The sequence below is a fragment of the Streptomyces sp. NBC_01335 genome, assembly GCF_035953295.1.
Lineage (GTDB): Bacteria > Actinomycetota > Actinomycetes > Streptomycetales > Streptomycetaceae > Streptomyces.
The window spans coordinates 6,703,062-6,729,567 of record NZ_CP108370.1 but is presented as its reverse complement, the minus strand read 5'-3'; the positions used below and the strand labels follow the sequence as shown (position 1 = coordinate 6,729,567).

Annotated in this window: 24 protein-coding genes, 1 pseudogene and 1 CRISPR repeat array (1 of these 26 running past the window's edge); of the genes and pseudogenes, 9 read left to right on the top strand and 16 right to left on the bottom strand. The window is 71.1% G+C overall.

The window, feature by feature from the left end; all coding sequences use genetic code 11:
• Positions 1-283: direct repeats of the CRISPR family, unit length 29 nt; unit sequence GTCTTCTCCGCGCGAGCGGAGGTGAACCG (it extends 1,088 nt beyond the left edge of the window).
• Positions 284-677: 394 nt separating this feature from the next.
• Positions 678-1,643 (bottom strand): hypothetical protein, encoded by a 966-nt coding sequence (locus OG599_RS28750; RefSeq protein WP_327178870.1) that lies wholly within the window; start codon positions 1,641-1,643, stop codon positions 678-680.
• Between the two features lie 199 nt (positions 1,644-1,842).
• On the opposite strand from OG599_RS28750, the gene OG599_RS28745 reads away from it, so the two are divergent.
• From OG599_RS28745 to OG599_RS28735, 3 genes are all read left to right on the top strand, one after another.
• Positions 1,843-2,724: a CPBP family intramembrane glutamic endopeptidase gene (locus tag OG599_RS28745; RefSeq protein ID WP_327178869.1), complete on the top strand. Its 882-nt coding sequence runs from the start codon at positions 1,843-1,845 to the stop codon at positions 2,722-2,724.
• An 85-nt stretch (positions 2,725-2,809) separates the two neighbouring features.
• On the top strand, positions 2,810-4,153 hold the full coding sequence (locus tag OG599_RS28740) for a sensor histidine kinase (protein WP_327178868.1): 1,344 nt from the start codon (positions 2,810-2,812) through the stop codon (positions 4,151-4,153).
• 13 nt (positions 4,154-4,166) lie between these two features.
• Positions 4,167-4,937, top strand: a complete 771-nt coding sequence (locus tag OG599_RS28735; protein WP_327178867.1) for a response regulator transcription factor — start codon at positions 4,167-4,169, stop codon at positions 4,935-4,937.
• An 11-nt stretch (positions 4,938-4,948) separates the two neighbouring features.
• Here the strand turns inward: OG599_RS28735 and OG599_RS28730 are convergent, their stop codons facing one another.
• From OG599_RS28730 to OG599_RS28710, 5 genes are all read right to left on the bottom strand, one after another.
• Positions 4,949-5,656: a nucleotidyltransferase family protein gene (locus OG599_RS28730; protein WP_327178866.1), complete on the bottom strand. Its 708-nt coding sequence runs from the start codon at positions 5,654-5,656 to the stop codon at positions 4,949-4,951.
• Positions 5,657-5,717: 61 nt separating this feature from the next.
• On the bottom strand, positions 5,718-7,868 hold the full coding sequence (locus OG599_RS28725; protein ID WP_327178865.1) for a beta-galactosidase: 2,151 nt from the start codon (positions 7,866-7,868) through the stop codon (positions 5,718-5,720).
• Positions 7,869-7,923: 55 nt separating this feature from the next.
• On the bottom strand, positions 7,924-9,261 hold the full coding sequence (locus OG599_RS28720) for an ABC transporter substrate-binding protein (protein ID WP_327178864.1): 1,338 nt from the start codon (positions 9,259-9,261) through the stop codon (positions 7,924-7,926).
• A 132-nt stretch (positions 9,262-9,393) separates the two neighbouring features.
• Positions 9,394-10,338, bottom strand: coding sequence for a carbohydrate ABC transporter permease (locus OG599_RS28715; RefSeq protein WP_327178863.1), 945 nt, complete (start codon positions 10,336-10,338; stop codon positions 9,394-9,396).
• A 5-nt stretch (positions 10,339-10,343) separates the two neighbouring features.
• Positions 10,344-11,270: a carbohydrate ABC transporter permease gene (locus tag OG599_RS28710; RefSeq protein ID WP_327178862.1), complete on the bottom strand. Its 927-nt coding sequence runs from the start codon at positions 11,268-11,270 to the stop codon at positions 10,344-10,346.
• Positions 11,271-11,499: 229 nt separating this feature from the next.
• Here OG599_RS28710 and OG599_RS28705 point away from each other — a divergent pair, with 229 nt between their 5' ends.
• Positions 11,500-12,618, top strand: a complete 1,119-nt coding sequence (locus tag OG599_RS28705; RefSeq protein ID WP_327180227.1) for a LacI family DNA-binding transcriptional regulator — start codon at positions 11,500-11,502, stop codon at positions 12,616-12,618.
• A 113-nt stretch (positions 12,619-12,731) separates the two neighbouring features.
• Here OG599_RS28705 and OG599_RS28700 read toward each other — a convergent pair whose 3' ends face one another.
• Positions 12,732-13,499, bottom strand: a complete 768-nt coding sequence (locus OG599_RS28700; RefSeq protein WP_327178861.1) for a GntP family permease — start codon at positions 13,497-13,499, stop codon at positions 12,732-12,734.
• Between OG599_RS28700 and OG599_RS28695 the strand changes: the two are divergent.
• Together OG599_RS28695 and OG599_RS28690 are read left to right on the top strand one after the other, a co-directional pair.
• Positions 13,429-13,635 (top strand): annotated as a pseudogene (locus tag OG599_RS28695) (ATP-binding protein); the annotation flags it as partial. The gene OG599_RS28700 and the pseudogene OG599_RS28695 sit on opposite strands and share 71 nt — an antisense overlap.
• Positions 13,636-13,787: 152 nt before the next feature.
• Positions 13,788-14,471: a response regulator gene (locus tag OG599_RS28690; RefSeq protein ID WP_327178860.1), complete on the top strand. Its 684-nt coding sequence runs from the start codon at positions 13,788-13,790 to the stop codon at positions 14,469-14,471.
• Here the strand turns inward: OG599_RS28690 and OG599_RS28685 are convergent.
• A complete protein-coding gene (locus OG599_RS28685) occupies positions 14,452-15,402 on the bottom strand; it encodes an alpha/beta fold hydrolase (protein ID WP_327178859.1) in 951 nt (316 codons plus the stop codon). The two genes, OG599_RS28690 and OG599_RS28685, sit on opposite strands and share 20 nt — an antisense overlap.
• Positions 15,403-15,597: 195 nt before the next feature.
• Here OG599_RS28685 and OG599_RS28680 point away from each other — a divergent pair, with 195 nt between their 5' ends.
• Entirely contained in the window at positions 15,598-16,194 is a 597-nt protein-coding gene (locus OG599_RS28680; protein ID WP_327180226.1) for a TetR/AcrR family transcriptional regulator, read from the top strand.
• A 93-nt stretch (positions 16,195-16,287) separates the two neighbouring features.
• Here OG599_RS28680 and OG599_RS28675 read toward each other — a convergent pair whose 3' ends face one another.
• The 5 genes from OG599_RS28675 to OG599_RS28655 all read right to left on the bottom strand — a co-directional run bounded on the left by OG599_RS28675 (position 16,288) and on the right by OG599_RS28655 (position 21,216).
• Positions 16,288-16,917: a hypothetical protein gene (locus tag OG599_RS28675; protein WP_327178858.1), complete on the bottom strand. Its 630-nt coding sequence runs from the start codon at positions 16,915-16,917 to the stop codon at positions 16,288-16,290.
• A gap of 68 nt (positions 16,918-16,985) precedes the next feature.
• Positions 16,986-18,152, bottom strand: coding sequence for an ROK family glucokinase (locus OG599_RS28670; RefSeq protein WP_327178857.1), 1,167 nt, complete (start codon positions 18,150-18,152; stop codon positions 16,986-16,988).
• Between the two features lie 135 nt (positions 18,153-18,287).
• The gene (locus OG599_RS28665) at positions 18,288-19,139 is read right to left on the bottom strand and encodes an ATP-binding cassette domain-containing protein (protein WP_327178856.1); all 852 of its coding nucleotides are present in this window, start codon (positions 19,137-19,139) and stop codon (positions 18,288-18,290) included.
• A complete protein-coding gene (locus OG599_RS28660; protein WP_327178855.1) occupies positions 19,136-20,200 on the bottom strand; it encodes an ABC transporter permease in 1,065 nt (354 codons plus the stop codon). The genes OG599_RS28665 and OG599_RS28660 overlap by 4 nt, the downstream gene beginning before the upstream one ends.
• Entirely contained in the window at positions 20,197-21,216 is a 1,020-nt protein-coding gene (locus OG599_RS28655) for a sugar ABC transporter substrate-binding protein (protein WP_442809573.1), read from the bottom strand. The genes OG599_RS28660 and OG599_RS28655 overlap by 4 nt, the downstream gene beginning before the upstream one ends.
• A gap of 241 nt (positions 21,217-21,457) precedes the next feature.
• Here OG599_RS28655 and OG599_RS28650 point away from each other — a divergent pair, with 241 nt between their 5' ends.
• The gene (locus OG599_RS28650) at positions 21,458-22,459 is read left to right on the top strand and encodes a Gfo/Idh/MocA family protein (protein WP_327178854.1); all 1,002 of its coding nucleotides are present in this window, start codon (positions 21,458-21,460) and stop codon (positions 22,457-22,459) included.
• A gap of 17 nt (positions 22,460-22,476) precedes the next feature.
• On the opposite strand, the gene OG599_RS28645 is transcribed toward OG599_RS28650, so the two are convergent.
• Together OG599_RS28645 and OG599_RS28640 are read right to left on the bottom strand one after the other, a co-directional pair.
• Positions 22,477-23,673 (bottom strand): cytochrome P450 family protein, encoded by a 1,197-nt coding sequence (locus OG599_RS28645; RefSeq protein WP_327178853.1) that lies wholly within the window; start codon positions 23,671-23,673, stop codon positions 22,477-22,479.
• A gap of 155 nt (positions 23,674-23,828) precedes the next feature.
• The gene (locus OG599_RS28640; protein ID WP_327178852.1) at positions 23,829-24,743 is read right to left on the bottom strand and encodes a DMT family transporter; all 915 of its coding nucleotides are present in this window, start codon (positions 24,741-24,743) and stop codon (positions 23,829-23,831) included.
• 361 nt (positions 24,744-25,104) lie between these two features.
• Between OG599_RS28640 and OG599_RS28635 the strand changes: the two genes are divergently transcribed.
• The gene (locus OG599_RS28635; protein ID WP_327178851.1) at positions 25,105-25,935 is read left to right on the top strand and encodes an aldo/keto reductase; all 831 of its coding nucleotides are present in this window, start codon (positions 25,105-25,107) and stop codon (positions 25,933-25,935) included.
• Positions 25,936-26,015: 80 nt separating this feature from the next.
• Here the strand turns inward: OG599_RS28635 and OG599_RS28630 are convergent, their stop codons facing one another.
• Positions 26,016-26,345: a putative quinol monooxygenase gene (locus OG599_RS28630; protein WP_327178850.1), complete on the bottom strand. Its 330-nt coding sequence runs from the start codon at positions 26,343-26,345 to the stop codon at positions 26,016-26,018.
• Positions 26,346-26,506: the final 161 nt, after the last annotated feature.

The window sequence follows — 26,506 nt, the reverse complement described above, 5'->3', positions numbered from 1 at the left end:
TGAGGGGCTGGTCTTCTCCGCGCGAGCGGAGGTGAACCGTCCGGGCGGCTGCCCGACACGGTCACCCTGTTGTCTTCTCCGCGCGAGCGGAGGTGAACCGTAGCCCGGTCCAACTTGAGTTGCCTTCCTGCGGTCTTCTCCGCGCGAGCGGAGGTGAACCGAACCACTACTGGCACGTCTGCCTGCTCGCCATGTCCTCTCCACGCGAGCGGAGGTGAACCGGTGCGGTCCGGTATTACGGCGTAATACCGGGCGTCCTCTCCGCGCGAGTGGAGGTGAACCCGGAGTTCCCTCCTGACGTCTCAGGTCAGGCGTGGTAACAGAGACAAGCAGGCGAGCCGATCTTCAATCTGTACGGGCTCCGCCGGGACTTGGCGCTCCGGCTGTCCGGCTTACGGAGCACGGCCATCCGGCCCTCGGATCGCGTGGGTAGCCGCTCAGGGCGTCGGTGCCGGGCGATGACGAACCCACGAACGCCCGACGTCCCACCACCGCAGGGGACGACGCGGAGCGACCGTCCGCAGCGAGCTCGCAGCCGCAGGCGCACGAGGCAGCCTGCCGCGTCCGGTGCAAGGACCGCAGTCAAGTGCAGGAACCGCCGTCCGGCGCAGGAAGAGTCGCCCGGCGCAAGGACCGCCGTCAGGTGCAGGAAGAGTCCTCACGTGCGGGAAGAGTCCTCACGTCCGGCTGGGCGTGAGGCAGGTTCCGGCCGGTGCGGTGGCGAGGGGGGTTCCGGGCGCGTAGGGGTCGAACCGCTTCGCGTCCTTCACTTTGGCCGCCTCCTTGGAGAAGAGCGGGTGGATGAAGCCGTCACCCCGCGTGGGACAGGCATCGTTGCCGATCACATACGTGGAGGGGCCCAGCACGAGCTTCCCTTCCCGCACCGTCGCGCTCAGTCGGCGCCGTACGACCACCCGGGCCACTTCCTCACGGTAGGGGCGGACTTCCCAGCCGCCCTCGGTCTTCGTGACGGCGTAGACGAAGGTGTAGTCGGCGTGCACCAGAAGGTCCCCGTCCGGCGTGGCCTCGTACGTCATCGAGCCCTTGACCCTGGTGTCGTCCAGGACGACGACTTCAGCGGGATCGAAGCGAGTGAAGGTCTCCAACGGGCTGCGGTCCTGCGCCGGGTGGGCGAGGGCGGCCTCCAGATCACGCCGGGCGGGATCGTCGGGTGCGAGGAGCGTGAGAGCACTCTCGGGGCGCTCGCCGGCCGTGCCTTCCGCGGAGGTGTTGGCCTCTCGCACGAAGTCGCCCACTGCGGTCAGGCCTTCGGTCACCTCTTCCTCGCTGAGCTTGCCGACCGGGCGGGCCGTGGGCGGTGGCATGCTGCCCGGCACATCGGAGCGGTCCCACAACGCCGCTGGGGAGCCCCGGAACGGTATGGCCGTGGTGAGGGGCCAGGCATCGGGCCACAGCGCCTCATCGAGGGCCCCCGCGGCGAACGGTTCGTTCGCGGGCCGCTCACCGCCCATGACGTCGGACAGCCAGAAAGCGAACCCACCGGCCAGGACCACCCCCGCCCCCGCCCACAGCCCGACCTTGCGGCGCCGCCTCGCGCGGTCCTGCCGTAGCCGCTCCTCGCGGTTCGGATCGTTCTGCGCGGCCTTCAGCCGGGCCGCGAAATCGCCGGCGTCGATCGACATGCAAGTCCTCCCCCTGGCCGCCGATTTGGCGGTCCGGAAAGATCTTGCCATGACCGGATCCGGCCGACGGCCGCGGCGCATCCCCCGTGAGAGCTACCCGGACCGTCCCTGCTCGGGTGATTCGCGCGAGCCGGCGGATTTCTAGCGTGGTCGTCAGAACGGTCGCCGTCGGAGCGACCGTCGCCCCAGGGAGGTCACGATGAGCACACCGTCCGCCGCACAGCACAACGACGCAGGTTCCCGTCCGGACGAGGACGGTGGCGGCCGGGGTGGCCGTCTCGGCCGGGTCGTCCGCTCTCCGCTCGGCTGGATGCTGACGGGCATGGCGGGTGTCGGCGTGGTCTCGGCGCTGACCGCGACCGGCCCCGGTCCGGTGCCGGCCCTGGGCGCGGTCGCCGCGATCGCCGTGTACGGGGTGGTGATGCGCCGGGTCGCGGGACGCTCCGTGCCCGAGGTCGCCCGGAAGGGGGCCGGCAGGGAGGCGCTGCGCGGCGGCGCGCTCGGGCTGGGCTTCGTCCTGGTCTCCACCCTCCTGATCGCGGCGTTCGGGGGCTACTCGTTCTCGTGGGCGGGCAACGGCTTCTTCTTCGTCACCCTGTCCGCGGCGATGGTGCAGACCGGTGCCGCGGTCACCGAGGAGCTGATGTTCCGCGGATTCGCCCTCCAGGCCTTGGAGCAGCGGTGGGGCAGCCGGGTTGCCCTCGTGATCACCGGGCTGTTCTTCGGTGTCGCCCACCTCGGTGCTCCTGGAGCGAGCGCGTGGAGTGCGTTCGCCATCGCTGTGGAGGCGGGTGTGATGCTCGGGGCCGCGTTCCTGTGGCGGCGTAGCATCTGGTTCGTCGCGGGGCTGCACTTCGCCTGGAACACCGCCGAGCAGCTGCTCGGCATCCCGGTCTCCGGGCAGACTCCCGAGGGCCTGTTCACGGTCGACACCCACGGCTCCGCCCTGCTCAACGGCGGCGCATTCGGTCTGGAGACGTCGATCGTGCCCATCCTCATCAGTGTGCTGCTCACCGTTCCGATGCTCGTCCTCGCCGGCCGTCGCGGTGGCCTGCGGCCCCGCCGTTCCGGCCGGCATTGAGTGGAATCGACTCTTCGGATACACCGACCGAGGAGAGGGAGGGACATAAGTGATACTCCGTCAGATACGTTTGCATGCGCGCTGGTTGAGGAGACCACTCGCGCGGTGGAAGGAGCAGGACGCCTTCCTCAAGGACGGCGCCCTCGCCCTGGCGCTCGCTCTGCTGGCCTTCGTACCGACCCTCTCGGGCATCGGGGCGCAGATCGGCGATCTGCCCGAAAGGCCGGCGAACGCGCTGGGTTTTGCACTGATCCTGGCCCAGACCCTGCCGCTGGCGGCCCGTCGCCGCCTGCCCGCAAGCTGTCTTGCGGTCGTCGCCGCCGCGTGCGCCCTGCACCAGGCCCTGGGTTTCGCGACGACGTTCGCCAGCATGGGCCTGTATCTGGCGCTGTACTCGGCCGGAGCCCACCTGGTCCGCTTCCGTCGCGGCTCGGCGGGCGTGGCGAGCGCGGGGTACGCGGCGCTGACCGTCGGTCTGCACCGGCTCGGCTCCCCGGGGGACGTGACGGACTATCTCGCGTTCTACCTGGTGCTGGTCGTGGTGTGGCTGGTGGGGAGCGGTGTACGCAGGCGGCGCGCGGAGGAGGCGGAACGGCGGCGGCTGGCCGGCGAGGTGGCGACGGCCGCCGAGCGGGCGCGGATCGCCCGGGAACTCCACGACGTGGTCACCCACCATGTGACAGCCATGGTGGTGCAGGCGGACGCGGCGCAGTTCCTGATCGCGTCGGCGCCGGAACGGGCCACCACGGGAATGGCCTCCGTCAGCGACACCGGGCGCCGGGCCCTGACCGAACTGCGTTACCTGTTGGGCGTGTTGGAGGCAACCGGCGAGTCCGCGACCACCGGATCAGCGACCGTCGGATCAGCGACCGCCGGGTCAGCGACGGCGGGCCGCACGGTAGGCGGCCCCGGCCGGAAGGGCTCCTCGTACGGTAACCGGGGCCCCGCCCTCGGCCGGGTGGAGGACCTGGTCGAGCAGGCCCGCAGGTCGGGTCAGCCGGTGGAGTTCAGCGAGCGGGGTGAGCGGCGGCCCCGGAACGTGGACGTGGAGCTGGCCGCGTACCGGGTGGTGCAGGAAGCGCTCACCAACGCGATGAAGTACGCGGCCGGGCAGCCGACACGGGTCCTGGTCCGGCACGGCGAGGCGCACGTCGAGATCGGGGTGACCACCGACGGCCCCGTCCGCACCGCCGCACCGGCCGCCGCACCGGCCCCCCGTGAGCCGGGCCCCGGGGGCGGACGAGGGCTGGCCGGGCTGCGGGCCCGGGTACACATGCTCGACGGTGAACTGGAGGCCGGACCCCGGCCGGAGGGCGGATTCGAGGTCCGTGCCACGATTCCCTCCGTGCCCGAGCCCGAGCCCGAAGCCGAACCCGGGCGCGAACCCGGGCACGAACCCGAGCCCGAGCCCGAGCCCGTCCGAGACTGACCGGAGCAGCCCTGTGAGCGATGCGCCCCCGCCGATCCGCGTGCTCGTCTGCGACGACCAGGAACTGGTGCGGACCGGCTATGTCACCATCTTCTCGGCCCAGCCCGACATCGAGGTCGTCGGCGAGGCCGAGAACGGACACGCGGCGGTGGAGGCCGCGCGGCGGCTACGCCCCGACGTGGTGGTGATGGACATCCGGATGCCCCTGCTCGACGGCATCGAGGCGACCCGCCAACTCGCCGGACCCGACTCCGTCCCCGGCTCCGACTCCGTCCCCGACTCCGACTCCGACTCCGTTCCAGGATCCGGCTCCGGCTCCGGCCTCGGCCCCAAAGGCCCGCCGAAGGTACTGGTCGTCACCACGTTCAACGTCGACGCCCATGTCTACGACGCACTGCGCGCCGGCGCCAGCGGCTTCCTCCTCAAGGACGCGCCGCCCGCGGAACTGGTCAACGGCATCCGGACCGTTGCCCGCGGCGAGGCACTGCTGGCCCCCGCCGTCACCCGGCATCTCATCGGCCATTACGCCGAGCACCTGCGCCCCGCCGACACCGCCCGGCCGGCCCGCCAGGACGTCGTACGCGCGCTGACGCCCCGCGAACTGGAGGTGCTCCGGCAGATGGCCGAGGGGTTGTCCAACGCGGAGATAGCGGCGGCGCTGTACATCACCCCCGAGACGGTGAAGACCTATGTCTCGCGGATCCTGGCCAAGCTCGCCCTGCGCGACCGGGTTCAGGCGGTCGTCCTCGCCTACCGGGTCGGGCTGGTCTCCGGCACGCCCTGAACCGACGGGTGTCAGGCGGCGTCCGAGCCCTGCGGCCAGGGCAGCTTCGTCAGTTCCGGCCACAGCGCCGTCCACCGCTCGGCCTTGGCCTCGTACACCTGGCGGGGCGCTTCCGTGGTCGGGTTCGGGCGCAGTACCAGGTTGAACAGGTCGGCGAAGCCGTAGGTGCTGTGGACGTGGAGCAGGCCGTCCTCGTCCAGGTTCACGGCGACGCAACAGCAGGTCGCGGCTAAGGAGCCGATCGCCTCGTCGAGGCTCGCGTACGGGGCGATCTCCTTGCCGAACTTCGACCCGTACCAGAGGTGTACGCGTGCCTGGTTGCGCGGCTCCAACTCGACGCCGAGGTCCTCGCAGGCTTTCAGACATCGCCTGGTCACGAGGTCTTCCGCCTCGTACGACAGATCGGTGTCGTCGTAGAAGAACAGGTCGTGATCCCTGACGCCGTGGTTGAGGTCCGCGCGACCGACAGCTGCGTTCCAGACCGTCTGAAACAGCGATCCCGCTGTCAGATACCAGGGCGGGAGGTCGAGAGTCGCGAGCCGCTCCAGCACCGCACTGACGGTCGGGTTCCGCAGGATCGTACGGGCGAAGGCGAGGGCCTGTTCCTCCGGTGCGGCAGCGGCGAGTCCACGCAGATCAGTCGTGCCGGCAGCCGCGCGCGCGAGGCTGCCACGGGCGAACTCGAAGTCCAGGGCGGGGGCGGGCACCCTCCAGACCATGCCACAGGAGGCTGACATCACGATCGGTCTTCGGGCTGCCCGCCCTGGATTCGGGGGCGTGTCAGGGCGCCCGGTGCCCCTCCGGCGCCTCGCCCGGCGTCGTGGGCTGCCGCAGTACGGCGACCTCCCGGGGCCGCAGGACGAACTCCGCGCCGGCCGGCGGCCCCACGAGCACCTCGCCGGTCACCCCGGGCAGGGGGACGGGCGCGTCGCCGTGGTTGACCAGGAAGACGTAGCGGGCGGAGCTGTCGCGTCGTACGACCTGCTCGACCGTTCCTCGTGCCGGCTCGGGCAGTTCGCCGGTCACCCCGGCCGGGGCGAGCAGCCGGGGAAGCAGTGCGGCGAGGCCGTCGATGCCCAGACGGGTGGAGACGTACGTCGCCGATCCCCTGTCCGCGGGGCGGCGGCGCGTGACGGCCGGGCGGCCGGCGTACGTTCCGCTGCGGTAGCGGGCGAGGGTCTCCACGTCGGGGCCGGTGACGTCGATCCGGTCGGTCCACAGAGTGCCGGTCACGGCGTGGCCCGCACCGGATACGGGGTCACCGGCACCGGGTACGGGGGCGCCGTCCGGGCCGAGAGCACCGTCGAGGTCCACGTCGACCGTGTCCCCGTCGAGCAGCGGGCCGAATTCCTCGATGCGGATGCCGAGCAGGTCACGCAGGGCGCCGGGGTGGCCGCCGAGCCAGATGTGGTCGTTCTCGTCGACGACGCCGGAGAAGTAGGTGGTGACGAGGTGGCCGCCGCCTTCGACGTAGCGGGTGAGCTCCTTGGCGAGGGGCTGCGGTACGACGTGCAGGACCGGTGCGATCACGACGTCGTACGGGGCGAGATCGGTGCGGTGGGCGGGTACGACGTCGGCGCGGACGCCGAGGCTCAGCAGTGCGGAGTACCAGTCGAGCGCCTCGCGGTGGTAGTCGAGGAGGGAGGTGGGGTGCGAGTCCTGCTCACTGGCCCACCAGGAGTCCCAGTCGAAGAGGATGGCCACCCGAGCGGGTTCGCGCTCGCTCCCGGCGAGGGGCGCCAGCGCCTCCAAGGTACGCCCCAACTCCACTACATCCCGAAAGAGTTGGCTGTCGGATCCGGCGTGCGGAACCATCGCCGAGTGGTACTTCTCGGCTCCGGCCGCGGACTGGCGCCACTGGAAGAAGCAGACGGCGTCGGCGCCGTGGGCGACGTGCAGCAGTGAGTCGCGCGCCAACTCACCCGGCTTTTTTGGCAGGTTGATGGGCTGCCAGTTGACCGCGCTGGTGGAGTGCTCCATCAGGAACCACGGCCGGTGGGCCGCGATTCCGCTGGTGAGGTTGGCGCAGAAGGAGAGTTCGTCGCGGCTACGGGGCCCGGTGGTGGCGTAGTGGTCGTTGGAGACGAAGTCGACCGCGTCGGCCCAGTCGGCGTAGTCCATGCCCTTCATCCCGCTCATCACCATGAAGTTGCTGGTGACGGGGGTGTCGGGGGTGATCTCGCTCAGGATCTCGCGCTCGGCGAGCAGGTACTCCTTCAGGGCGTCCGAGGAGAACCGCTTGAAGTCGAGCTGCTGGGTCGGATTGGGGTGAGAGGCCGCCAAGCGCGGCGGCAGGATCTGCTCCCAGTCGCTGTAGCGCTGGGACCAGAAGTGGGTGCCCCAGGCGTGGTTGAGGCTGTCGAGCGTGGTGTAGCGGCGGCGGAGCCAGGCGCGGAAGGCGCGGGCCGCGTCGTCGGAGTAGTCGTAGACGTTGTGGCAGCCCAGCTCGTTGCTGACGTGCCAGGCGACGAGGGCCGGGTGGTCGGCGTAGCGGGTCGCCATCTCCCGTACGAGGCGCAGCGCGTGGCTGCGGAAGACCGGCGAGGTGGGGCGCCAGTGCTGTCGCGCTCCGGGCCACACGGTCTCGCCGGTGGCGGTGACCGGGAGGATCTCGGGGTGCGCGGTGGTCAGCCACGGCGGCGGGGAGGCGGTGGCGGTGGCGAGATCGACCCCGATGCCACCGGCGTGCAGCAGGTCCATGACCTCGTCGAGCCAGCCGAAGTCCCAGCTGTCCTGGGCGGGTTGGAGCCGGGCCCAGGAGAAGATCGCCAGCGAGACGACGTTCACGCCGGCCTCGCGCATCAGCCGGACGTCCTCCTCCCACACCTCCCGCGGCCACTGCTCGGGGTTGTAGTCGGCGCCGTAACTGAGCCGACTGCTGCCGTCGGGGCCCTTCGCGTACGGGAAACGGGAGATGCGGGGGGAGGTCATGCGCGTCCTTCCACAGGCCGGGGTTGAGAGGAGGTGACGTGGTCGGCCTCGGGTGCTACTTCTCGACGGTGAAGCCCTGCTCGCTGCCGTAGGCGAGCGACTTGTCCTGCCACGACTTCAGCCCGTCCGACAGCTTGGTCGAGGAGATGTACGCCTTGCCGACGGTGTCGTTGAAGATGGAGTTGGAGTAGACCTGGTACGGCAGGTAGCTCCAGCCGCTGGGCACGCTCTTCGCGGAGGCGGCGAAGATCTCGTTGGCCTTCTGGCCGCCGAAGTACGGGAACGCGGTGTCCTGGAACTCCTTGGAGTTCAGGTCGGCGGTGGTCGCCGGGAACGCACCGTTGGCGATGCGGGTCTTCACGCCCGCGCCGGAGTTGGCGTACTCCACGAAGGCGTAGGCGAGTTCCTTGTTCTCGCCCTGCGTGGGCAGGGCGAGCGAGCTGCCGCCGTTCTCGGCGCTGGCGTTCGCGCCCTTCTCCCACTGCGGCAGCGGGGCGACGCGCCAGTCACCGGCGGCGTCCTTCACGCCGGAGGCGAAGTTGGCGGGCATCCAGGCGCCGATCGGGAGGGTCGCGATGGTCCCGTCGCCCAGGCCCTTGTACCAGTCGTCGCTCCAGCCGGCGATGGGCGAGACGAGCTTCTCGTCGATCAGCTTCTGCCAGGTGTCGGTGTATTTGACGGCGCCCGCGTCGGTGAAGTCGATGCCGACCTTCGTGCCGTCGACCTTGTACGGGTGCGAACCGGCCTGCCAGAGAAGGCTGGTGGTCAGACCCGCGTCGCCGAGGTCGCTGGTGATATACGCCTTCGGGTTCGCCTTGTGCAGGGTGCGGGCGGCCTCGACGTACTCGTCCCAGGTCGTCGGCACCGCGATCTTGTACGTGTCGAAGACCTTCTTGTTGTAGAAGAGCGCCATCGGGCCGGAGTCCATCGGCAGGCCCCACACACCGCCGCCGGTCGTCACCGAGTTCCAGGGGCCGGGCGAGTACGAGCCCGCCAGCTTGTCGGCGCCGTACGCCTTGAGGTCGGCGACCTCCTTCGTCAGGGCGTACTGGCCGAGCGCGTAGTACTCCAGCTGGGCGACGTCGGGGACGCCCTTCTTCGCCGAGATGGCGTTCGACAGCGCCTTGTACTCGTCGTTGTTGGTGCCCGCGTTGACCAGCTTGATGTCGACCTTCGGGTACTTCTTCTCGAAGTCCTCGGCGACCTGCTTCAGGGTGGGCTCCCAGGCCCACACCGTGACGGTGCCGCCCTTCTGCAGCGCGGCCTGGATGTCGGACGAACCCACCTGCTTCTGGCCGGAGTCGTCGTCGGAGCCACCGCAGGCGGTCGCCCCCAGGGCCAGGGCGCAGACGAGACCGAGGCCGCGCAACAGGCGGCGGGAGTGCTGGGACATGGCGGTATTTCCACTTCCTCGTGGTTCGACATGACGTGCGGACAGTGAGTTCGAGATGACGTGCGGAGATGAGTTCAAGGGGGTGTGGGCGGACCGTGCGAGAGGGCCGGTGCACGCGTGCGACGCCCCGGGCTATTCCTTGACGCTTCCGGCGGCGAGGCCGGACTGCCAGTACTTCTGGAGCAGCAGGAACGCGGCGATCAGCGGCACGATGGTGAGCAGTGAGCCGGTGACGACCAGGTTGAAGACGGCCTCGCCGCCGGCGGTGGCGGCCTGTTTGTTCCAGGCGTCCAGGCCGAGGGTCAGCGGGTACCAGTCGGGGTCCTTCAGCATGATCAGCGGCAGGAAGTAGTTGTTCCAGGTCGCGACCGTGGTGAAGAGGAGCACGGTGACGGTGCCCGGGGCGAGCAGCGGCAGCGCGACCTGGAAGAAGGTGCGCAGTTCGCTCGCTCCGTCGATGCGGGCCGCCTCCATCAGTTCGACGGGCACCGCCTCGGTGGCGAACACCCACATCAGGTAGAGGCCGAACGGCGAGATCAGCGAGGGGATGATCACCGCCCACGGGGTGTCCGTCAGGCCGATCTTGCTGAACAGCAGGAAGGTCGGGACGGCGAGTGCGGTGGTCGGTACGGCGACGGCGCCGATGACGACGGCGAACACGGCGCGTTTGCCGGGGAACTGGAACTTGGCGAGCGCGTAGCCGCCGAGTACCGCCAGGAAGGTGGCGCCGCCCGCGCCGACGACGACGTACAGGAGGGTATTGAGGAGCCAGCGGCCGAAGACCCCGTCCTGGTAGGTGAAGGTCTGACTGAGGTTGTCCCAGAGGGCGAAGTCCCCGTCGAACCAGAGACCGAACGAACGGGCCAGTCCTGTCTGCGACTTGGTGGCGCTGATGACCAGCCAGACCAGCGGCAGCAGGCTGTAGACGAGGACCACGCCGGTGACCGCGGTCAGCAGGACGCTGCGCCGGGGGCGGCCCGGGGTGTGGGCGCGGCGCCGTGTGCGCAGGCGGGGCGTGGCAACGCGCTTCGGCATCGCGGCGGGTCGGGGGGTTTCGGTCGCACTGCTCGTCGTCATCACGTTCACGCTTCCTTGCGCATGCCGCGCAGTTGGACGACGTAGGCGACGACCATGGTGATCACGCCCATGACGATGGCGACCGTCGCCGAGTAGTTGTGCTGCTGGCCGGAGAAGGACAGCGAGTACGTGTAGTAGTTCGGGGTGTAGTCGGTGGTGATGGTGTTCGGCGCCAGCTTCTGCAGGATGGCGGGCTCGTTGAAGAGCTGGAAGCTGCCGATGATGGAGAAGATCGTCGCGATGACCAGGGCGCCCCGGATCGCGGGGAGTTTGATCGCGGCGACGACCCGCCACGGGCCGGCGCCGTCGATCTCGGCCGCCTCGTAGAGCGAGTGCGGGACAACGCGCAGCGCCGAGTAGAAGATCAGCATGTTGTAGCCGACGAACTCCCAGGTGACGATGTTGCCGATCGAGGCGAGGACCAGTCCTGAGGAGAGCGGGTCGGGCAGGTGCAGGCCGAGCGCGTCGTTGATGTCGCCGACCAGGCCGAACCGGGGGCCGTACAGGAAGCCCCACATGAGGGTGGCGACGACGGCGGGGACGGCGTAGGGCAGGAAGACGGATATCCGGAAGAACTCCTTGCCGTACAGGCGGCCGCTGTCGACGGCGAGTGCGACGAAGAGCGCGATGCCGAGCATGATCGGCACCTGGACCACCAGGAAGAGTCCGACGCGGGCGACTCCGTCCCAGAACTGCGGATCTTCAAGCGCCTGTTGGTAGTTGTCGAAGCCGACGAACGTAGTGCCGCCGATCAACCGGGTACGGAACAGGCTCAGATACAGCGAGTACCCGAGCGGCACCAGGAAGACCAGGGCGAAGACGAGCACGAAGGGGCCGATGAACCCCCATCCCGCCCATGAGCGGCGGGACCGCGCCATCGGCGGTCCTGCCGGGCGGGCCCCTGTGGCCGCCGGCGGTTGCAGCGTCGTCATCTCGCGCCCCTCGCTCGTGCTTCACCGAACCGGAAAGGACGTTCACGCACACGTTCCGGGCAGGTGAACGGGCTCGCCCCGACGGCCCGACTGGCATTATGTTTACGTAAACATCTGGTGGCGGCATGTCTACACTGCCCCCAGATGGGCGGTCAAGAGCCGTACACGAAGGCGACATCCGATGAGGGAGACGGTGGACGAAGCAGGCGAACGCCCTCCGGGCACAGGCATGTTCCCGACCGGACCGGCTCCCGGGAGCGGGAATCCGAAACGCCGCAGAACCGTCTCGATGGCGGATGTGGCCCGGGTCGCGGGGGTGTCCTCCCAGACGGTCTCCCGCGTCTCCAACGGCTTCCCCGGCGTGAACGAGGAGACCCGCCGGCAGGTCCTGGCCGCGATGAAGGACCTCGGCTACCGCCCCAACAGCGCTGCGCGCGCGCTCAAACGCGGCGAGTTCCGCACCATCGGGGTCATCACCTTCACGCTCTCCACCACCGGCAACGTGCGGACCCTGGAAGCCATCGCGGCCTCGGCCGCCCAGGAGGGGTACGCGGTCACCCTGCTGCCGGTCGCCGTCCCCACCCAGGACGAGGTGCGGGGCGCGTTCTCGCGGCTCGGCGAACTCGCCATCGACGCGGCCATCGTCATCATGGAGGTCCACCTCCTCGACGAGGCGCGCCTCTCCCTGCCGCCGCACGTGAAGGTCGTCGTCGCGGACTCCGACGCCGGGGACCGCTACAGCGTCGTCGACACCGACCAGGCGGGCGGCACCCGCGACGCCGTCAACCACCTGCTGGGCCTGGGCCATCGCACCGTCTGGCACCTCGCCGGCCCCGAGGGCTCCTACGCCGCGCAGCGCAGGGCGGACGCCTGGCGCTCGGCGCTGGAGGACGAGGGCAGGGTTCCGCCGCCCCTCGTACGCGGCGACTGGTCGGCGGAGTCGGGTTACCGGGCGGGGCTCCGGATCGCCGAAGAGGCCGAGTGCACCGCCGTGTTCGCGGCCAACGACCAGATGGCGCTCGGTCTGCTGCGCGCCCTCCACGAACGCGGCCGCGAAGTGCCCGGGGACGTCTCCGTCGTCGGTTTCGACGACATCGCCGAGGCCGGTTCCTTCCAGCCCCCGCTGACCACCGTCCACCAGGACTTCGGCGAGGTGGGCCGCCGCTGCGTCGCGGGCGTCCTGCACCAGATGCGGCAGAGCGGCCCCGGGCACGGTACGACGCTCGTACCGACGCGGCTCGTCCTGCGGGAGAGCACCGCTCCCCCGCCGGCACAGAGGCCGCCCGGCACCGCCCCGGCCGTCCCCGGACATGCCCCGGCCGGTCGCGCGGCACTCCCTCGGGGGTGACCGCGGACCGGCCGGGGCGGACGGGGGGGGAACCCCACGCACGGAGGGGAACCCCACGGACGGGGGGAACCCCACGGACGGGGGGAACCCCACGGATCGGACAGGCACGAGGCTCAGGCGAAGACCGACAGCAGCAGCGCCATCAGCAGGCCGCAGACGCTCACGATGGTCTGGATGGCGGTGTGCGACTTCGTGGCCTGGCCCAGGGTCATCCCGAAGGACTCCTTCACCAGCCAGAAGCCCGCGTGGTTGACGTAGTTGAGGCCGATCGAGCCGGCGCCGATGGCCACCACGAGGAGCGAGGTGTGCAGGCTGCCGCCGTCCTGGGCGAGGGGCGCGAGGATGCCCGTCGCGGCGACGATGCCGACGGTGGCGGAGCCGGTGGAGAAGGAGAGCAGCAGGGCCGTCAGCCAGCCCAGCACGATCACGTTGATGTGCATGCCGGTCGCGGCGGACTCGACGGCCTGGCCGATCCCGGAGTCCTTCAGCACCTGGTTGAACGCGCCGCCGCCCGCGATGATCAGCAGGATGCCGGCGACGGCCTTCAGGCTGTCGGTGAGGGCGCTGCGGATGGCGTCCGAGGAGAGGCCGCTGCGGTAGCCGAGGGCGAACAGCGCGAAGAGGACGCCGGCGAGCATGGCGATCACCGGCTCGCCCATGAAGGCCAGGACGTGGCGTACCTGGTGCGCCTTCCTGTCGGCGAAGGCCGCCCAGGCCCGGGAGCGTGGGGTGACCCTGGTCGTCGGGGACGCCACCTGGGTCGAGGGCACCCTCGCCGCACCGGTCGACGTCACGACCGTCTTCGGCAACCTGGTCGACAACGCGATCGAGGCGGCCCAGCAGGGGCAGCGCCCCGGGGCGCGGGTGGAGGTGGAACTCATGACGGAGGGCACCACGCTGGTCATCACCGTCGCGGACACCGGCGACGGTGTCGCGGTCGTCCCGGCCGAGGACGTGTTCCGCGAGGGCCTGTCCACGAAGAACCACGACCCGGTCGTCGGCGGGCGCGGCATCGGCCTGGCGCTCGCCCGTCAGATCGCCCGTACGAAGGGGGGCGACGTGTACCTCGCGGAGCCCGGCGGACCGCCCCTGCCCTCCCCGCCGGCCGAGGGCCCCGAAGGGACCGGCGCCGACCAGGTTTCCGGCGGCGCCGTCTCCGGGGCTTCACCGTGGCCGGGACCGCGCACACGGCGACGAAGGCCCTGGCGGCCGTCGCCGCCGCCAGGGCCGCCGGAACACCCGTCGACCTGGCCCTCGTCGACGTCTACCTGTCCGACGGTTCCGGTGTCGACCTGCTGCGCGGCCTGGACTGCGACGCCTTCGTCCTCAGCGCGGCGGCCGAGGGCCCGGTGGTCCGCCGCGCCCTGTCGGCTGGCGCGCCGGCCTATCTGATCAAGCCGTTCCCGCCGGAACTGCTGGCGGAGAAGCTGCGGGGGTACGCCCGGTTCCGCCAGCTCACGGACGCCGGTTCCGTGGACCAGAGCACCGTGGAGAGCGTGTACGGCACGCTGCGGGAACCCTCCGTCCGCCGCCCCGAGCGCCGTCCCACCGCGGGGACGCTGACGGGCGACGCGGTGCTGAAGACCGTGCGGAACTCCCCGGCGCCGCTGTCGGCGGCGGAGGTGGGCGAGCTGATCGACGTCTCGCGCGCCACCGTGCAGCGCTACCTCGCCGCGCTCGTCACCTCGGGCCGTCTGAAGATGCATCTGCGCTACGGGACGACGGGGCGGCCGGAGCAGGAGTACGGGTGCCCTGAGCGGCGTCCCGCTCTCCCGGGCGGGACCGTTTCCAGGAGGCGTCGGCACTCCCCCGAGGCACAGTTCCCGGGCGGCGTCAGTGCTCATCGGCGATGAAGCCGGCCAGGGCGGCGGCGACGGCGGCGGGCTGCTCGTCGGGGATGAAGTGCCCGGCGTCGGGCACGACGACTCCGGTGACGTCACCGGCCCAGGGGCCGAGGGAAGCCGCCATGTCCGGGATGGAGCCGTGGCTGCTGGAGATGCCGAGGACGGGCACGGTCAGGTGCTGCCGGTCGAGCGCCTGGTGGTTCCGGCGTGCCGACTCGGCGGCGTCCCGGTAGTAGGCGAGAGCCGCGCGGAGGCCGCCTTCGGCGGCGAGGGCCGCCGCGTAGTGGTCGAGGTCGGTGTCGTCGAACGTGCCGGGAGAGAGCGCCTTCGTCTTCAGGAACCAGCCGACGTACTCGCGTTCGCGACCGGCGAGCAGAGTCTCGGGCAGGTCGGGCACCAGGTGGAAGGCGAAGTGCCAGGTCTTCCACGCCCGGGCCGGGTCGGTGGGAATGGTCTCCGGGAGGGTGATGCCGGGGATTCCGGCGTCGAGCAGGGCGACCCCGCGCAGCCGTCCCCCGTGGTCGAGGGCGAGGGAGAAGGCGACCCAGGCGCCGATGTCGTGGGCGGCCAGCCAGTAGGCAGAAACCCCGAGCGCCTTCACGGCGGCACGGACGTGGGCGGCGACCGTGTGGGTGTCGTAGCCGCTCTCCGGGCGCTCGGAGTGGCCCTGGCCCGGCAGGTCGATCGCGATGACGCGGAACCGGTCGGCGAGGCTGGGCATGACCTTCCGCCAGGCCCACCACGTCTGCGGGAACCCGGCGAGCAGGACGAGGGCCGGGCCGTCCGGCCGGCCGCCTTCGACGGCATGGAGGCGGATGCCGTCCGCGTCGACCCAGCGGTGGGTGAACCCGTCCAGGTCGTGCGGGGGCAGGTCGCCGACAGGGTTGCCCTCGGAGACGTAACCAGGGACGTGCTGAGCGGTGGTCGCCGGGGCGGTCACAGGAATCCTCCAGGGGAACGGGGATGGCTCGCGGCCATGATCACGCCGGCAACGTAACACATCTTGAACCATTCAGTTCAAGATAGACTGGTGCGCAGCACGACCCATGGAGAACGCCCCATGAAGAACCACCCATGGAGCACGGCTCATGGATCACGGCTCATGGGCATCGACGCACCGGCGAGGAAGTACCACGTGGCAGGCAAGAAGCAGTTCGACATGGACACGGCACTCGACGCCGCGATGGTCCAGTTCTGGCGGGCCGGCTACGCCGACACCTCGGTGGACGACCTGTCCCGGGCGACGGGGCTGAACCGCAGTTCCCTCTACTCCTCGTTCGGCGACAAGGACAGGCTCTTCCTGCGCTGCCTGGACTTCTACACCGCGCGCTACGGCGCCGCGTACGACGCCGCCCTGTCGTCCGCGGCCTCGGAACCCCTGGCGGCGGTTCGCGCGTTCTTCGACGTCACCCTCGATCGCATCGCCGATCCCGAACTGCCCGACGGATGCCTGATCGCCCAGTCGGCCATGGCGATCCCGGTGCTGAGCCAGGCCGTAGCGGCGCACACCAGGGAGGCGTTCGGCTTCCAGCGTGCGCGCCTGCGCGCGGCGCTGAAGGCCGGGCGGCTGACGGACGAGGATGCCGATGCCTTCGCCGAGCACACGGCGGCCGTGAACCAGTCTCTCGCCGTCATGAGCCGGGCCGGGGCGACCCCGGCGCAGCTGCTGGCCATCGTGGGCGTGAGCCTCGACGCGCTCGGGCAGGCGTTGAGCGCGGCCGGGCGCGCGTGAGGAGTGTGTCCGGCACCGGAGCCCCTCACCGGTGACGGGAGCGCCGGATGCCCCACGGCGAGGCCGCCCGCATCAGGCGGGCCGCCGCCCGGATCAGGGAGTGGCCGCGGAGACCACGTAGACGACCGGGGACGCCGGGTCGGTCATGTTCACGGTGATGTTCTGGGTGGGCCGGGGGTCCTTGTTCCTGTGCGTCGTCCCGGCCCAGGACGCACCGGACCAGAAGTTCCAGTCGGTGATCCGGATGTCCCGCTGGGAGATCGTGATCTTCCCGGTCTTCAGGGCCGCGCGGTCGGTCCCCATGCCGCTCAGGAAACGGTCGAGACCGGCGGAGGTGGTCCGGAACTTCAGATACATCCGGCTCGCCTTCCAGTTGTTGGTCTCGTAGTACTGCACTCCCGTCGCGTTCCCCGGTACGGGTACCTCGAAGATCCGCCGCTGCATCCGTGACGGCCAGCTCGCGCGGAGCCCCTGGGCGGCGGCCTCGGCCTCCTTGTCCTTGCCGGAGGCGCGGCTCTGACCGGCCGAGACCAGCAGATATCCGGCCGGGATACCGATCAGCAGCACGATGATCGTCGCGGTGATCAGCCGTCTGCGGAAGACCCGGCGCGGATCGGGCGCGGCTTCGCCGTCCCCCGGTGCGCACTGGCGCGGCACCACGGGCTGCTCGGGGGCTTCGGCGATCACGGTTCCCTCGGGACTCGGATGCTCGGCTGCGGTCATGGTCTTCGGATCCCTAGGTCGTGTTTCCCGGCGCCGGGCGGGGTGGCCCCGCCCGGCGGGCCCTGCGCTCAGTCGCCGGTCCGGGGGCTCCGCGTGCTGCGCAGGGTGCTCGCGGCCTGGTCGTAGATCTGCGCGTAGCGCTCGTACCGCTCGACCCGGCGGCGGTTGGCGCGGCGGAAGCGGCGGGCGACGAGCCGGGCGAGGTCGGCGGCGCCGACCATGCCGGCCTCGGGGCCGAGCTGCGCCCGGACGATCCTGGCCTCGGGGCGGTAGCCGCGGCCGGTGAGCTGGCGCTTGAAGGCGTCCCGGGCGGGGTTGATCAGCAGTTCGTCGGCGGCGCTGACGCCACCGCCGATGACGAAGCAGGAGGGGTCGAGCGCGGCCGCGAGATTGGCGATGCCGACGCCGAGCCACTGGCCGATGTCCTGGAAGAGCTCGATGCACATCGGGTCGCCCTCGCGGGCCAGCTCGGTGATGAGCGGCCCGGTGATCTCCGGGATGTTGCCCTTGACGCGCTCGATGATGTTGTACGCGACCGGGGAGTCGGCGGCGGCCAGCTCCTTGGCCTCGCGGACCAGCGCGTTGCCGGAACTGTACTGCTCCCAGCAGCCGCGGTTGCCGCAGGGGCAGCGGTGGCCGCCGGGGACGACCTGCATGTGCCCGAACTCGCCGGCCACGCCGTACTTGCCCCGCTTGACCTGCCCGTCCTCCAGGATCGCGCCGCCGATGCCGGTGCCGAGAGTGATCATCACCAGGTGGTCCTCGCCCCGTCCGGCGCCGAACCGCCACTCCGCCCAGGCGGCGGTGTTGGCGTCGTTGTCGACCATGACGGGGACGACGAGGCGGGAGGCGAGGGCGTCGCGCAGGGGCTCGTCGCGCCAGGCGAGGTGCGGGGCGAAGAGCACCCGGGAGCGGTCCGCGTCGACCCAGCCGGCCGCGCCGATGCCGACGGCGTGCACGTCGTGGCGGTCGGAGAGGTCCAGCACCAGCTCGACGATGGTGTCCTCGACGACCCGGGGGCTCTTGGACTTGTCGGGCGTCTCGGTGCGCAGCTGCTCCAGGATGTTGCCGTCCGCGTCGACGACGCCGGCCATGACCTTGGTGCCGCCGATGTCGATGCCGACGGTGGGGACGCGGGGCGCCGTGAGGTGGGAGCGCCGCTCCCTCGTACCGACGGTCTTGAGGACGGTGGCGCGGGCGGAGCCGCGGTGGGTGAAGTCGCGGTACGTGCTCATCGTCCCTGCGGTGTCTGGGGTGGCCGGCGGGTCAGTGCTGCCGGCGGCGGACGGCGCCCACCTCGATCGATTCTGCCACTGCCGTCCGCCCACAGCCGCCTCGGCGGTTTCCGCCGTGGCCGGGCCGCCGCCCGGTCACTCGGTGTCGTCGTCCACCGGGTGGCCGCCGATGGAGGTCGGCGCGGGGGCGCGCTCCAGCTCGTGGCTGAGCTCGTCGAGCTCGCTGCCGCCCGCCATCTGCCGGGTCAGCTCGTCGAGGGTGACGTCGCCCTTGGTGTGGCTGCCGGCCATCGCGCCGCGCTTGAGGAGGACGAACCGGTCGCCGACGAGGTAGGCGTGGTGGGGGTTGTGCGTGATGAGGACCACTCCGAGTCCCGCGTCCCGGGCGGCGGCGACGTACTTCAGTACGACTCCGGACTGCTTGACGCCGAGCGCCGCCGTCGGCTCGTCCAGGACGAGGACCTTGGCGCCGAAGTGGACGGCCCGGGCGATGGCCACGCACTGCCGCTCGCCGCCGGAGAGGGTGCCGATCGGCTGGTCGACGTCGCGCAGGTCGATGCCCATGCGGTGCAGTTCGGCGCGGGTCGTCTCGCGCATCAGCCGGACGTCCAGGCGCTTGAACGGGCCGGATCCGGTGGTCGGCTCCGAGCCGAGGAAGAAGTTGCGCCAGACCGGCATGAGCGGGACGACGGCGAGGTCCTGGTAGACGGTGGCGATGCCCCGGTCCAGGGCGTCGCGCGGGTTGACCAGGGTGGTCTCCTCGTCCTCGATCCGGAAGGTGCCCTCGTCGTGCCGGTGCAGACCGGCGATGATCTTGATGAGGGTGGACTTGCCGGCGCCGTTGTCACCGAGCACGCAGGTGATCTCACCGGCGTGGACCTCCAGCGAGACGTCGGTCAGCGCCTTGATGCTGCCGTAGTACTTGCTGACGTGGTCGAGCCGGACCAGCGCCTGGGGGGCCGTTGTCCGGGGGGCCGGGGCCGTCATGTCGTCGCCTCCGCGCGCTTGCGTACCCATGCGTTGAGCAGGGTGGCCAGGAGCAGCATCGCTCCGAGGAAGAACTTGAACCAGTCCGGGTTCCACTCGGCGTAGACGATGCCCTTGCTGGTCATGCCGAAGATGATGGCGCCGACGGCCGAGCCGATCGCGGAGCCGTAGCCGCCGGTGATCAGGCAGCCGCCGATGACGGCCGCGATGATGTAGATCAGCTCGTTGCCGACGCCCTCGCCGGACTGGACCACGTCGAAACTGAAGAGCAGGTGCTGGCCGGAGACCCAGGCGGCGAAGGCCACTCCGAGGTAGAGGCCGATCTTGGTACGGATCACGGGGACGCCGACCGCGCGGGCCGCGCTCTCGTCGCCGCCGACCGCGAAGATCCAGTTGCCGAAGCGGGTGCGGATCAGGATCCAGGTGGCGACGGCGACCAGGACCAGCCACCACAGGATCGTCACCTTCAGCTCGACGCCGCCGAGGGTGAGCTGCGAGGCGAAGACCGCGTGGGCGGAGTCGAAGCCCCACATGTCGCCGATGCCCTTGGTCGACACGGTGCCGCTGATGAGCTTGGTGAGACCGAGGTTGAGGCCGGTCAGCATGAGGAAGGTGCCGAGCGTGATGATGAAGCTCGGCAGCTTCGTCCGGGTCAGCATGAACCCGTTGAACGCGCCGAAGGCCAGGGTGACCAGGAGCGAGACGAAGACGCCGACCCAGACGTTGGCGGTCATCTGGTAGCTGAACATCGAGGAGACCAGCGCCGAGCTGGTCACCATGACACCGGCCGAGAGGTCGAACTCCCCGCCGATCATCAGCAGCGCGACCGGCGCGGCCATGATCCCGATGGTGGAGGCCGCGTAGAGCACGGTGCCGAAGCTGGACAGCTGGAGGAAGCTGTCGGCGACGACGGCGAAGAAGAGGAAGACGGCGAGGGCGCCGACGACCGAGCCCAGCTCTGGGCGGCCCAGGAGCCTGCGCAGCGGTGAGGTGCGCAGCAGCCGCTCGTCGGTGCTGCCCGAGGCCGGGGCGGGGGCCGTGGGCTGTCCGGTTCCCGTCATCGGGTGCCCCGGGCGGTGTACTCGGCGAGCTCGTCGGCGTCGGCGGCCGTGATGACCTGCGGGCCGGTGAGGACGGGCAGGCCGCCGCCGAGGACGTTGCGGTTGAAGCGGTAGAGCCAGAGCAGGTCGACGGCCTCGTAGCCCTGGAGGAAGGGCTGCTGGTCGACGGCGAAGCCGAGCGTCTTGGCCTTGAGGCCGGCGGCGACCTTGGCGTTCAGGTCGAAGGTGTCGATCTCGGCGTCGCTGCCGGCGGAGTTCTTGGCCTGCACGGCCGCGTCGGCGAAGGGGGCGCCGAGGGTGACGACGGCGTCGATGCTCTTGTCGGTCTGGAGCTTGGCCTCGATGGACGCCTGGACGTCGGGCATGTTGGTGCCGTCGACGTAGAGGTTGGTGGTCTTGCCCTCGAAGTTCTTCTTCACACCGGCGCAGCGCTGCTCGTGGCCGACGTTGCCCTGCTCGTGCAGGACGCAGAGGACGTTCTCGCGGCCGCGTGTGTTCAGCTCGTCGCCGACCGCCTCGCCGGCGATCGACTCGTCCTGGCCGATGTGGGTGATCGCGCCGTAGGCCTTGGACTCGGCGGAGCCGGAGTTCACGGTGATCACCGGGATGCCGGCCTTGGTCGCCTTGGCGACGACGTCCTTCATCGCCTCGGGCTTGGCGAGCGAGACGATGATCCCGTCGACCTTCTTGTCGATCGCGGCCTGGACGAGCTGGGCCTGCTGCTGCGCCTCGTCGTTGTGCGAGTACAGGAAGTTGATGTTGTCCTTGCCCGCCGCCTCCTTGGCGCCCTTCTGGACGATGTCCCAGAAGGTGTCACCGTCACCCGAGTGGGTGATCATGGCGAACGTCCAGCGGGGCGTGTTCACGGCCGAATGACCCTCGGAGGCGGCCTGGGATGCTGCCGCGCGTTCCTCCGCCCGCCTGCCGCCGGTGCTGCTGCATCCCGCGAGGGAGGCCCCGAGCACCACTGCCAGCACGGCGCCCATCGCGCGTACCCCTGTCCGAACCCTTGCCACGAAGCCGTGCCCTTCTTGTGCCGCTCACTGTGCCGTCTGGTGCGCCGCGGACGTGTGGAGTCCCGGCCCGGCTGCCCAAGTATCCCCGAGGTTCGACGGGCGGCACCCGGCAGGGCCCGGGCAAATGAATGTGTCGCCCGGGCGCACGGGCGATTTCCCAGGTCGCGGGGGGCTGCGGAGCGGGGTGCGGGGCCTTTGCGCGTGCTTGACACGGCGACAGGGCGAACGCCACGGTGAGGCCATGCGTATCGGACTGGTCGGAACGGGACGTATCGGCACTTTCCACGCGGTGGCGCTCAGCCGTCATCCGGCGGTGGAGTCGCTGCTGGTGGCGGACGCCGACCCGGCGCGCGCGGCGGCGGCAGCGGCGCGTACGGGCGGTACCGCGGTGGAGGTCGACGAGGTGTTCGCGGGCGGGGTGGACGCGGTGGTGATCGCCTCCGCGACGGCCGCCCACGCCGGTCTGATCGGCCGGGCGGCGCGGGCGGGGCTGCCCGCGTTCTGCGAGAAGCCGGTCGCCCTGGACCTGCCGGGGACGCTCGCCGCGCTGGCGGAGGTGGAGGCCGCGGGCTCGGTCCTCCAGCTCGGCTTCATGCGCCGCTTCGACGCCGGGTACCTCGCCGCGCGCGAGGCGGTCCGCGAGGGCCGGCTCGGCCGGCTGCACACGGTGCGGGCCGTCACCTCCGACCCCGCCCCGCCGCCGGCCGCGTACCTCCCGCTCTCCGGCGGGCTCTTCCGCGACTGCCTCATCCACGACTTCGACATGGTGCGGTGGGTGACCGGCCGGGAGGTCACCGAGGTGTACGCCACCGGGTCGGACGCGGGGCCGGCGGCCTTCCGCGAGGCGGGGGACGTGTCGACGGCCGCCGCCCTGCTGACCCTGGACGACCGGACCCTGGTGACGGCCACGGCGACCCGGTGCAACGGTGCCGGGTACGACGTACGGATGGAGCTGGCGGGCGACCTGGACCAGATCGCGGTGGGCCTGGACGACCGCACCCCGCTCACCTCGGTGGAACCGGGCGGCCCGGACGCGCCGCTGAAGGCCTGGCCCGGTTTCCTGGAGCGGTTCGCCCCGGCGTACGAGGCGGAGCTCGACGCCTTCCTCCGGCTGGCGGCGGGCCGGGCCGACAACCCGTGCGACGCCCGGGAGGCCCTGGCGGCGCTGCGGGTCGCCGAGGCGTGCGAGCGCTCACGGCGGGAGCGGCGCCCGGTGACGCTCGCCGAGATCCCCGGCGGCTGACCCCCGGCCCCGGCGGCCTACCAGGCGATCGGCAGGTGCTCGGGGCCCCGGATCAGCATCCCCGTACGCCAGGTGAGCCGCTCCGGATCGGTGTCCAGCCGCAGGCCGGGGCAACGCGCCAGCAGCGAGCCGATCGCCACCCTCGCCTCGACGCGGGCGAGCGGTGCGCCGAGGCAGTAGTGGATGCCGTGGCCGAAGGAGATGTGGCCGCGTGCGTCGCGGGTGATGTCGAAGCGTTCCGCGCCCTCGAAACGGGCGGGGTCCCGGTTGGCGTCCGCCAACGCGACGAGGACGAGCTCACCACCGCCCGGGATCACGTCGCCGCCGACGGCGAGCGGCCCGGTGGTGAAGCGGAACGTGGGGGTCTCGACGGGGCTGTCGTAGCGCAGGATCTCCTCCACCGCGTTGCCGAGCAGTCCGGGGTCGGCGCGCAGGGCCGCCAACTGGTCGGGGTGGGCGAGGAGATGAAGCATCCCGTTGGTGATGAGGTTGACCGTGGTCTCATGACCGGCGACGAGCAACAGCCATGCCATGCCCGCCAGTTCGTCACCGGAGAGCCGGTCCCCCTCCTCGTCGGCGGTGTGGATGAGCGCGCTCATCAGGTCGTCGCCCGGCTGCTTGCGCTTCTCGTCGAGCAGCGTGGCGATGTAGGCGTTCATCGAGGTGACGGCGGTGCGGCGCGCCTCGGCGTCGGTGGAGGAGAGGGCGGTGTTGGACCACTCCCTGAAGCTCACCCGGTCCATGTCGGGCACGCCGAGCAGTTCGCAGATCACCGCCATGGGCAGCGGGAACGACAGGGCGTCGACGAGATCGGTGCGGCGGTCAGGCTCCGCGAGCATCGCGTCCAGCAGATCGTCCGTCATGCGCTGGACGCGCGGGACGAGTTGTTCCATCCGGCGTGGCGTGAACTCGCGGCTCACCAGCTTGCGGAGCCGGGTGTGGTCCGGGGCGTCGGAGCTGAGCATCGACGGTCCGGCCGTCATCTGCTGGAGGTTGAGGAGCGGTGAGGCGTTCCTCCACGCCTTGGACAGCCGCTGGTCGGCGAGGAGTTCGCGCCCGGCTTCGTACCCCACCACGAGCCAGGCGGGCGTGCCGCCGGGCAGGACCACCCGGTGGACCGGTCCCCTGGCGCGGAGTTCGGCGTAGTAGGGGTACGGGTCGCGGGTGAACGACTCGCCGAGTGCGCCCAGATCCAGTATCGCGTCGGTGGTCACTGCGGTTCCTTTCGGAGGCCGGGCCGCGTCGACCGGGTGCGGGCCGTGGCCGGCGCGTGACAACAACGGGAGCGGCCGCGCCCCCGTGCGAGTCCCTACCTCGGCGCTGGGTGTTCCAACCCTCCGGCCGGCGGACGCGGTCGGGCGTGGCCGGTTCAGGCCTGTGCGCCGCGCCGCCCCCAGGCCGTTCCGGCCAGGACCAGCACGGCGCCCACCGCCCCGAGGATCCCGAGCCGCTCGCCCCCGATGGCGATGCCGACGGCGGCGGCCCACAGGGGTTCGGTGCCGAGCAGCAGGCTGACCCGGGACGGCGAGGTGCGCCGGACCGCCCACATCTGGACGAAGAACGCGAAGAGCGTGCAGAAGGCGGCGAGGAACAGCAGTCCGGCCCACTCGGCGACGCCGAAACCGGCGGCCACCGTCCAGGGCGCGGAGCCGGTCCCGGGCACGGCGGCGAGCACGGCGAAGACGGCGACCGCGCCGCCCAGTTGGACCGTGGTCAGGGAGAGCGAGTCGGCCGACTGGACGGCCTTGATCCGGGCCATCGCGAGGACGTGGACCGTACGGGCGAGGGCGGCGAGCAGCATCAGCAGATCACCGCCGGACGGGCTGGTGAACCCTCCGCCCTGCGTCAGCAGCACCACGCCCAGGACGGAGAGCCCGGCGGCGAGGAGGAAGCGGCCGGTCGGCCGGGTGCGGGTGACGGCCGACTCCGCGAGCGGGGTGAAGATCATGGTGAGGCTGATGATGAGCCCGGCGTTGGTGGCCGAGGTGTGCACGATCCCGTACGTCTCCAGCAGGAAGATCCCGCTGAGGACCAGCCCGAGCAGCCCGGCGCCCCGCCACTGGGCCGCCGTCAGCGCCTTCAGCCCGCGCGCTCCGGCGACGACCAGCACGGGCAGCACGATCGCGAAGCGCAGCACGAGGACCGCGACGACGGTCCCCGGGGTGGTGATGCCCTTGGCGGCGAGGTAGCTCGCTCCCCAGACGACGGCGACCGCCAGGACGGGCAGGTCGGTCGCCCAGGCGGGGCGGGACGGGGCGGCGGTGGGCACGGCGACAGCGGACACCTGGCACTCCTGGTACTTCCGGGTTCTCCACGACGGGAAACAAGCGTGGAGACCTCGCTGGCTCGCACACCGACCGGCTCACGCTACCCGCCGCCGCCGCCGCGCGGAACCCGCGTCTTGGGCCGGGCCGTGGTCACCCGTTCGCCCGGCCCCCGCCCGCCGCTCCCCCGCCCCGCACGGTCCCCCGCCGCCGCGACCTGCCCGGAGCCACCGGGCGTCCTACGCTGGCGGGACCGCACGGATCACGGACACGGACACGGGTCACGGATTCGGGATCCCGGTTCGCGGACAAACGGATCACGGACCTACGGATCACGGACCTACGGATGATCACCACACACGGATCACGGAAAGGACGATCATGAGCGCCGTCCCCCAGCTCCCCCTGCTGGACCACCGCACCCTCCCGGCGGTCGGTCTCGGCACGTACCCCCTGGACGACGACGAGGCGGAGAAGGCGGTCGCCGGGGCGCTGGGCCTCGGCTACCGGCTCGTCGACTCGGCGAAGAACTACGGCAACGAGCGCGGCACCGGCCGCGGCATCGCCCGCAGCGGGGTGCCGCGCGAGGAGATCACCGTCACCACCAAGGTGCCCGGCCGTCACCACGGCTACGAGGAGACGCTGGCCTCCTTCGAGGAGTCGCGGGCCGCGCTCGACGTCGAGTACGTCGACCTCTACCTCATCCACTGGCCACTGCCGCGCGTGGACAAGTACGTGGACACCTGGAAGGCGATGATCAAGCTCCGCGAGGACGGGCTCGTCCGCTCCATCGGCGTCTCGAACTTCACCCCCGCGCAGCTCGACCGGCTGGAACGGGAGACCGGCGTGGTGCCCGCGGTCAACCAGATCGAGCTGCATCCGCTGCTCCCCCAGGACGAGTTGAGGGAGGTGCACGCGGCGAAGGGCATCGTGACGGAGGCGTGGAGTCCGCTGGCGCGGGGCCGCGAGGTGCTGGAGGCGCCGGAGACCGTGGCGATCGCCCGCGAGCACGGGGTGACGCCCGGTCAGGTGGTGCTGCGGTGGCACACCCAGCTGGGGGTGGTGCCGATCCCCAAGTCGGCCGACCCGGGGCGGCAGCGGGAGAACCTGGACCTGTTCGGCTTCGAGCTGACGCCGGACCAGCTGGACCGGATCGGCTCGGGGAAGCAGCACCGGTTCGGCGGCGACCCGGACGACCACGAGGAGTTCTGACCCGCCGGCCGGCCCCGGCAGGGGCGCCGGGCGCCCGTACCCGCACCGGCGATCAACCGGTCACCCGTCACCGGTCGTCGTCACCGGTTGACCGGCGCGACCTCGCCCATCCGGGACCAGCCCTCGCCGGGGACCTCGACGTTGATGATCTCGGGGACCTCGGCGACCAGGGACGACATCGTCTTGATGGCGGCCTGGAAGTGGTCGGACTTCACGTGCGCCTCGCCCGCCTCCGCCGAAGCGAACGCTTCGAGCAGGACGAACTGGTTCGGGTTCTCCACGCTGTACGACCAGTCGAAGAACAGGTTCCCCGGCTCGGAGCGGGTGGCGAGGGTGAACTCCTCCATCGCGGGGAGCCAGTTGTCGCGCTCGGCGACGAGGACGGTGAACTTGACGGCGATGAAGATCATGGCTGCTCCTGGTCGGGACGTACGGTGACGCGCCGCCGGGCGCCGGAGGGCCGGACGGCACCACGACCAGGGTGACATACCGTCCCGTACCGATCCGTTCGGGCGCACCGGGCCGGCTCTCGCCCCCCCTCACCTGCTGGGGGCGGCCCACGGAACGTCGG

Bases quoted from the DNA above. Each gene is read 5' to 3' on its own strand.
- OG599_RS28670 (WP_327178857.1), bottom strand. From the start codon at position 18,152: ATGAGCACGTACCGCGACTTCACCCACCGCGGCTCCGCCCGCGCCACC.
- OG599_RS28720 (WP_327178864.1), bottom strand. From the start codon at position 9,261: ATGTCCCAGCACTCCCGCCGCCTGTTGCGCGGCCTCGGTCTCGTCTGC.
- OG599_RS28675 (WP_327178858.1), bottom strand. From the start codon at position 16,917: ATGACCGCAGCCGAGCATCCGAGTCCCGAGGGAACCGTGATCGCCGAA.
- OG599_RS28745 (WP_327178869.1), top strand. From the start codon at position 1,843: ATGAGCACACCGTCCGCCGCACAGCACAACGACGCAGGTTCCCGTCCG.
- OG599_RS28710 (WP_327178862.1), bottom strand. From the start codon at position 11,270: ATGACGACGCTGCAACCGCCGGCGGCCACAGGGGCCCGCCCGGCAGGA.
- OG599_RS28660 (WP_327178855.1), bottom strand. From the start codon at position 20,200: ATGACGGGAACCGGACAGCCCACGGCCCCCGCCCCGGCCTCGGGCAGC.
- OG599_RS28700 (WP_327178861.1), bottom strand. From the start codon at position 13,499: ATGAGTTCCACCTCCACCCGCGCCCCGGGGCGCTGCCCCTGCTGGGCC.
- OG599_RS28665 (WP_327178856.1), bottom strand. From the start codon at position 19,139: ATGACGGCCCCGGCCCCCCGGACAACGGCCCCCCAGGCGCTGGTCCGG.
- OG599_RS28715 (WP_327178863.1), bottom strand. From the start codon at position 10,338: ATGACGACGAGCAGTGCGACCGAAACCCCCCGACCCGCCGCGATGCCG.
- OG599_RS28725 (WP_327178865.1), bottom strand. From the start codon at position 7,868: ATGACCTCCCCCCGCATCTCCCGTTTCCCGTACGCGAAGGGCCCCGAC.
- OG599_RS28750 (WP_327178870.1), bottom strand. From the start codon at position 1,643: ATGTCGATCGACGCCGGCGATTTCGCGGCCCGGCTGAAGGCCGCGCAG.
- OG599_RS28630 (WP_327178850.1), bottom strand. From the start codon at position 26,345: ATGATCTTCATCGCCGTCAAGTTCACCGTCCTCGTCGCCGAGCGCGAC.
- OG599_RS28635 (WP_327178851.1), top strand. From the start codon at position 25,105: ATGAGCGCCGTCCCCCAGCTCCCCCTGCTGGACCACCGCACCCTCCCG.
- OG599_RS28730 (WP_327178866.1), bottom strand. From the start codon at position 5,656: ATGGTCTGGAGGGTGCCCGCCCCCGCCCTGGACTTCGAGTTCGCCCGT.
- OG599_RS28705 (WP_327180227.1), top strand. From the start codon at position 11,500: ATGTTCCCGACCGGACCGGCTCCCGGGAGCGGGAATCCGAAACGCCGC.
- OG599_RS28650 (WP_327178854.1), top strand. From the start codon at position 21,458: ATGCGTATCGGACTGGTCGGAACGGGACGTATCGGCACTTTCCACGCG.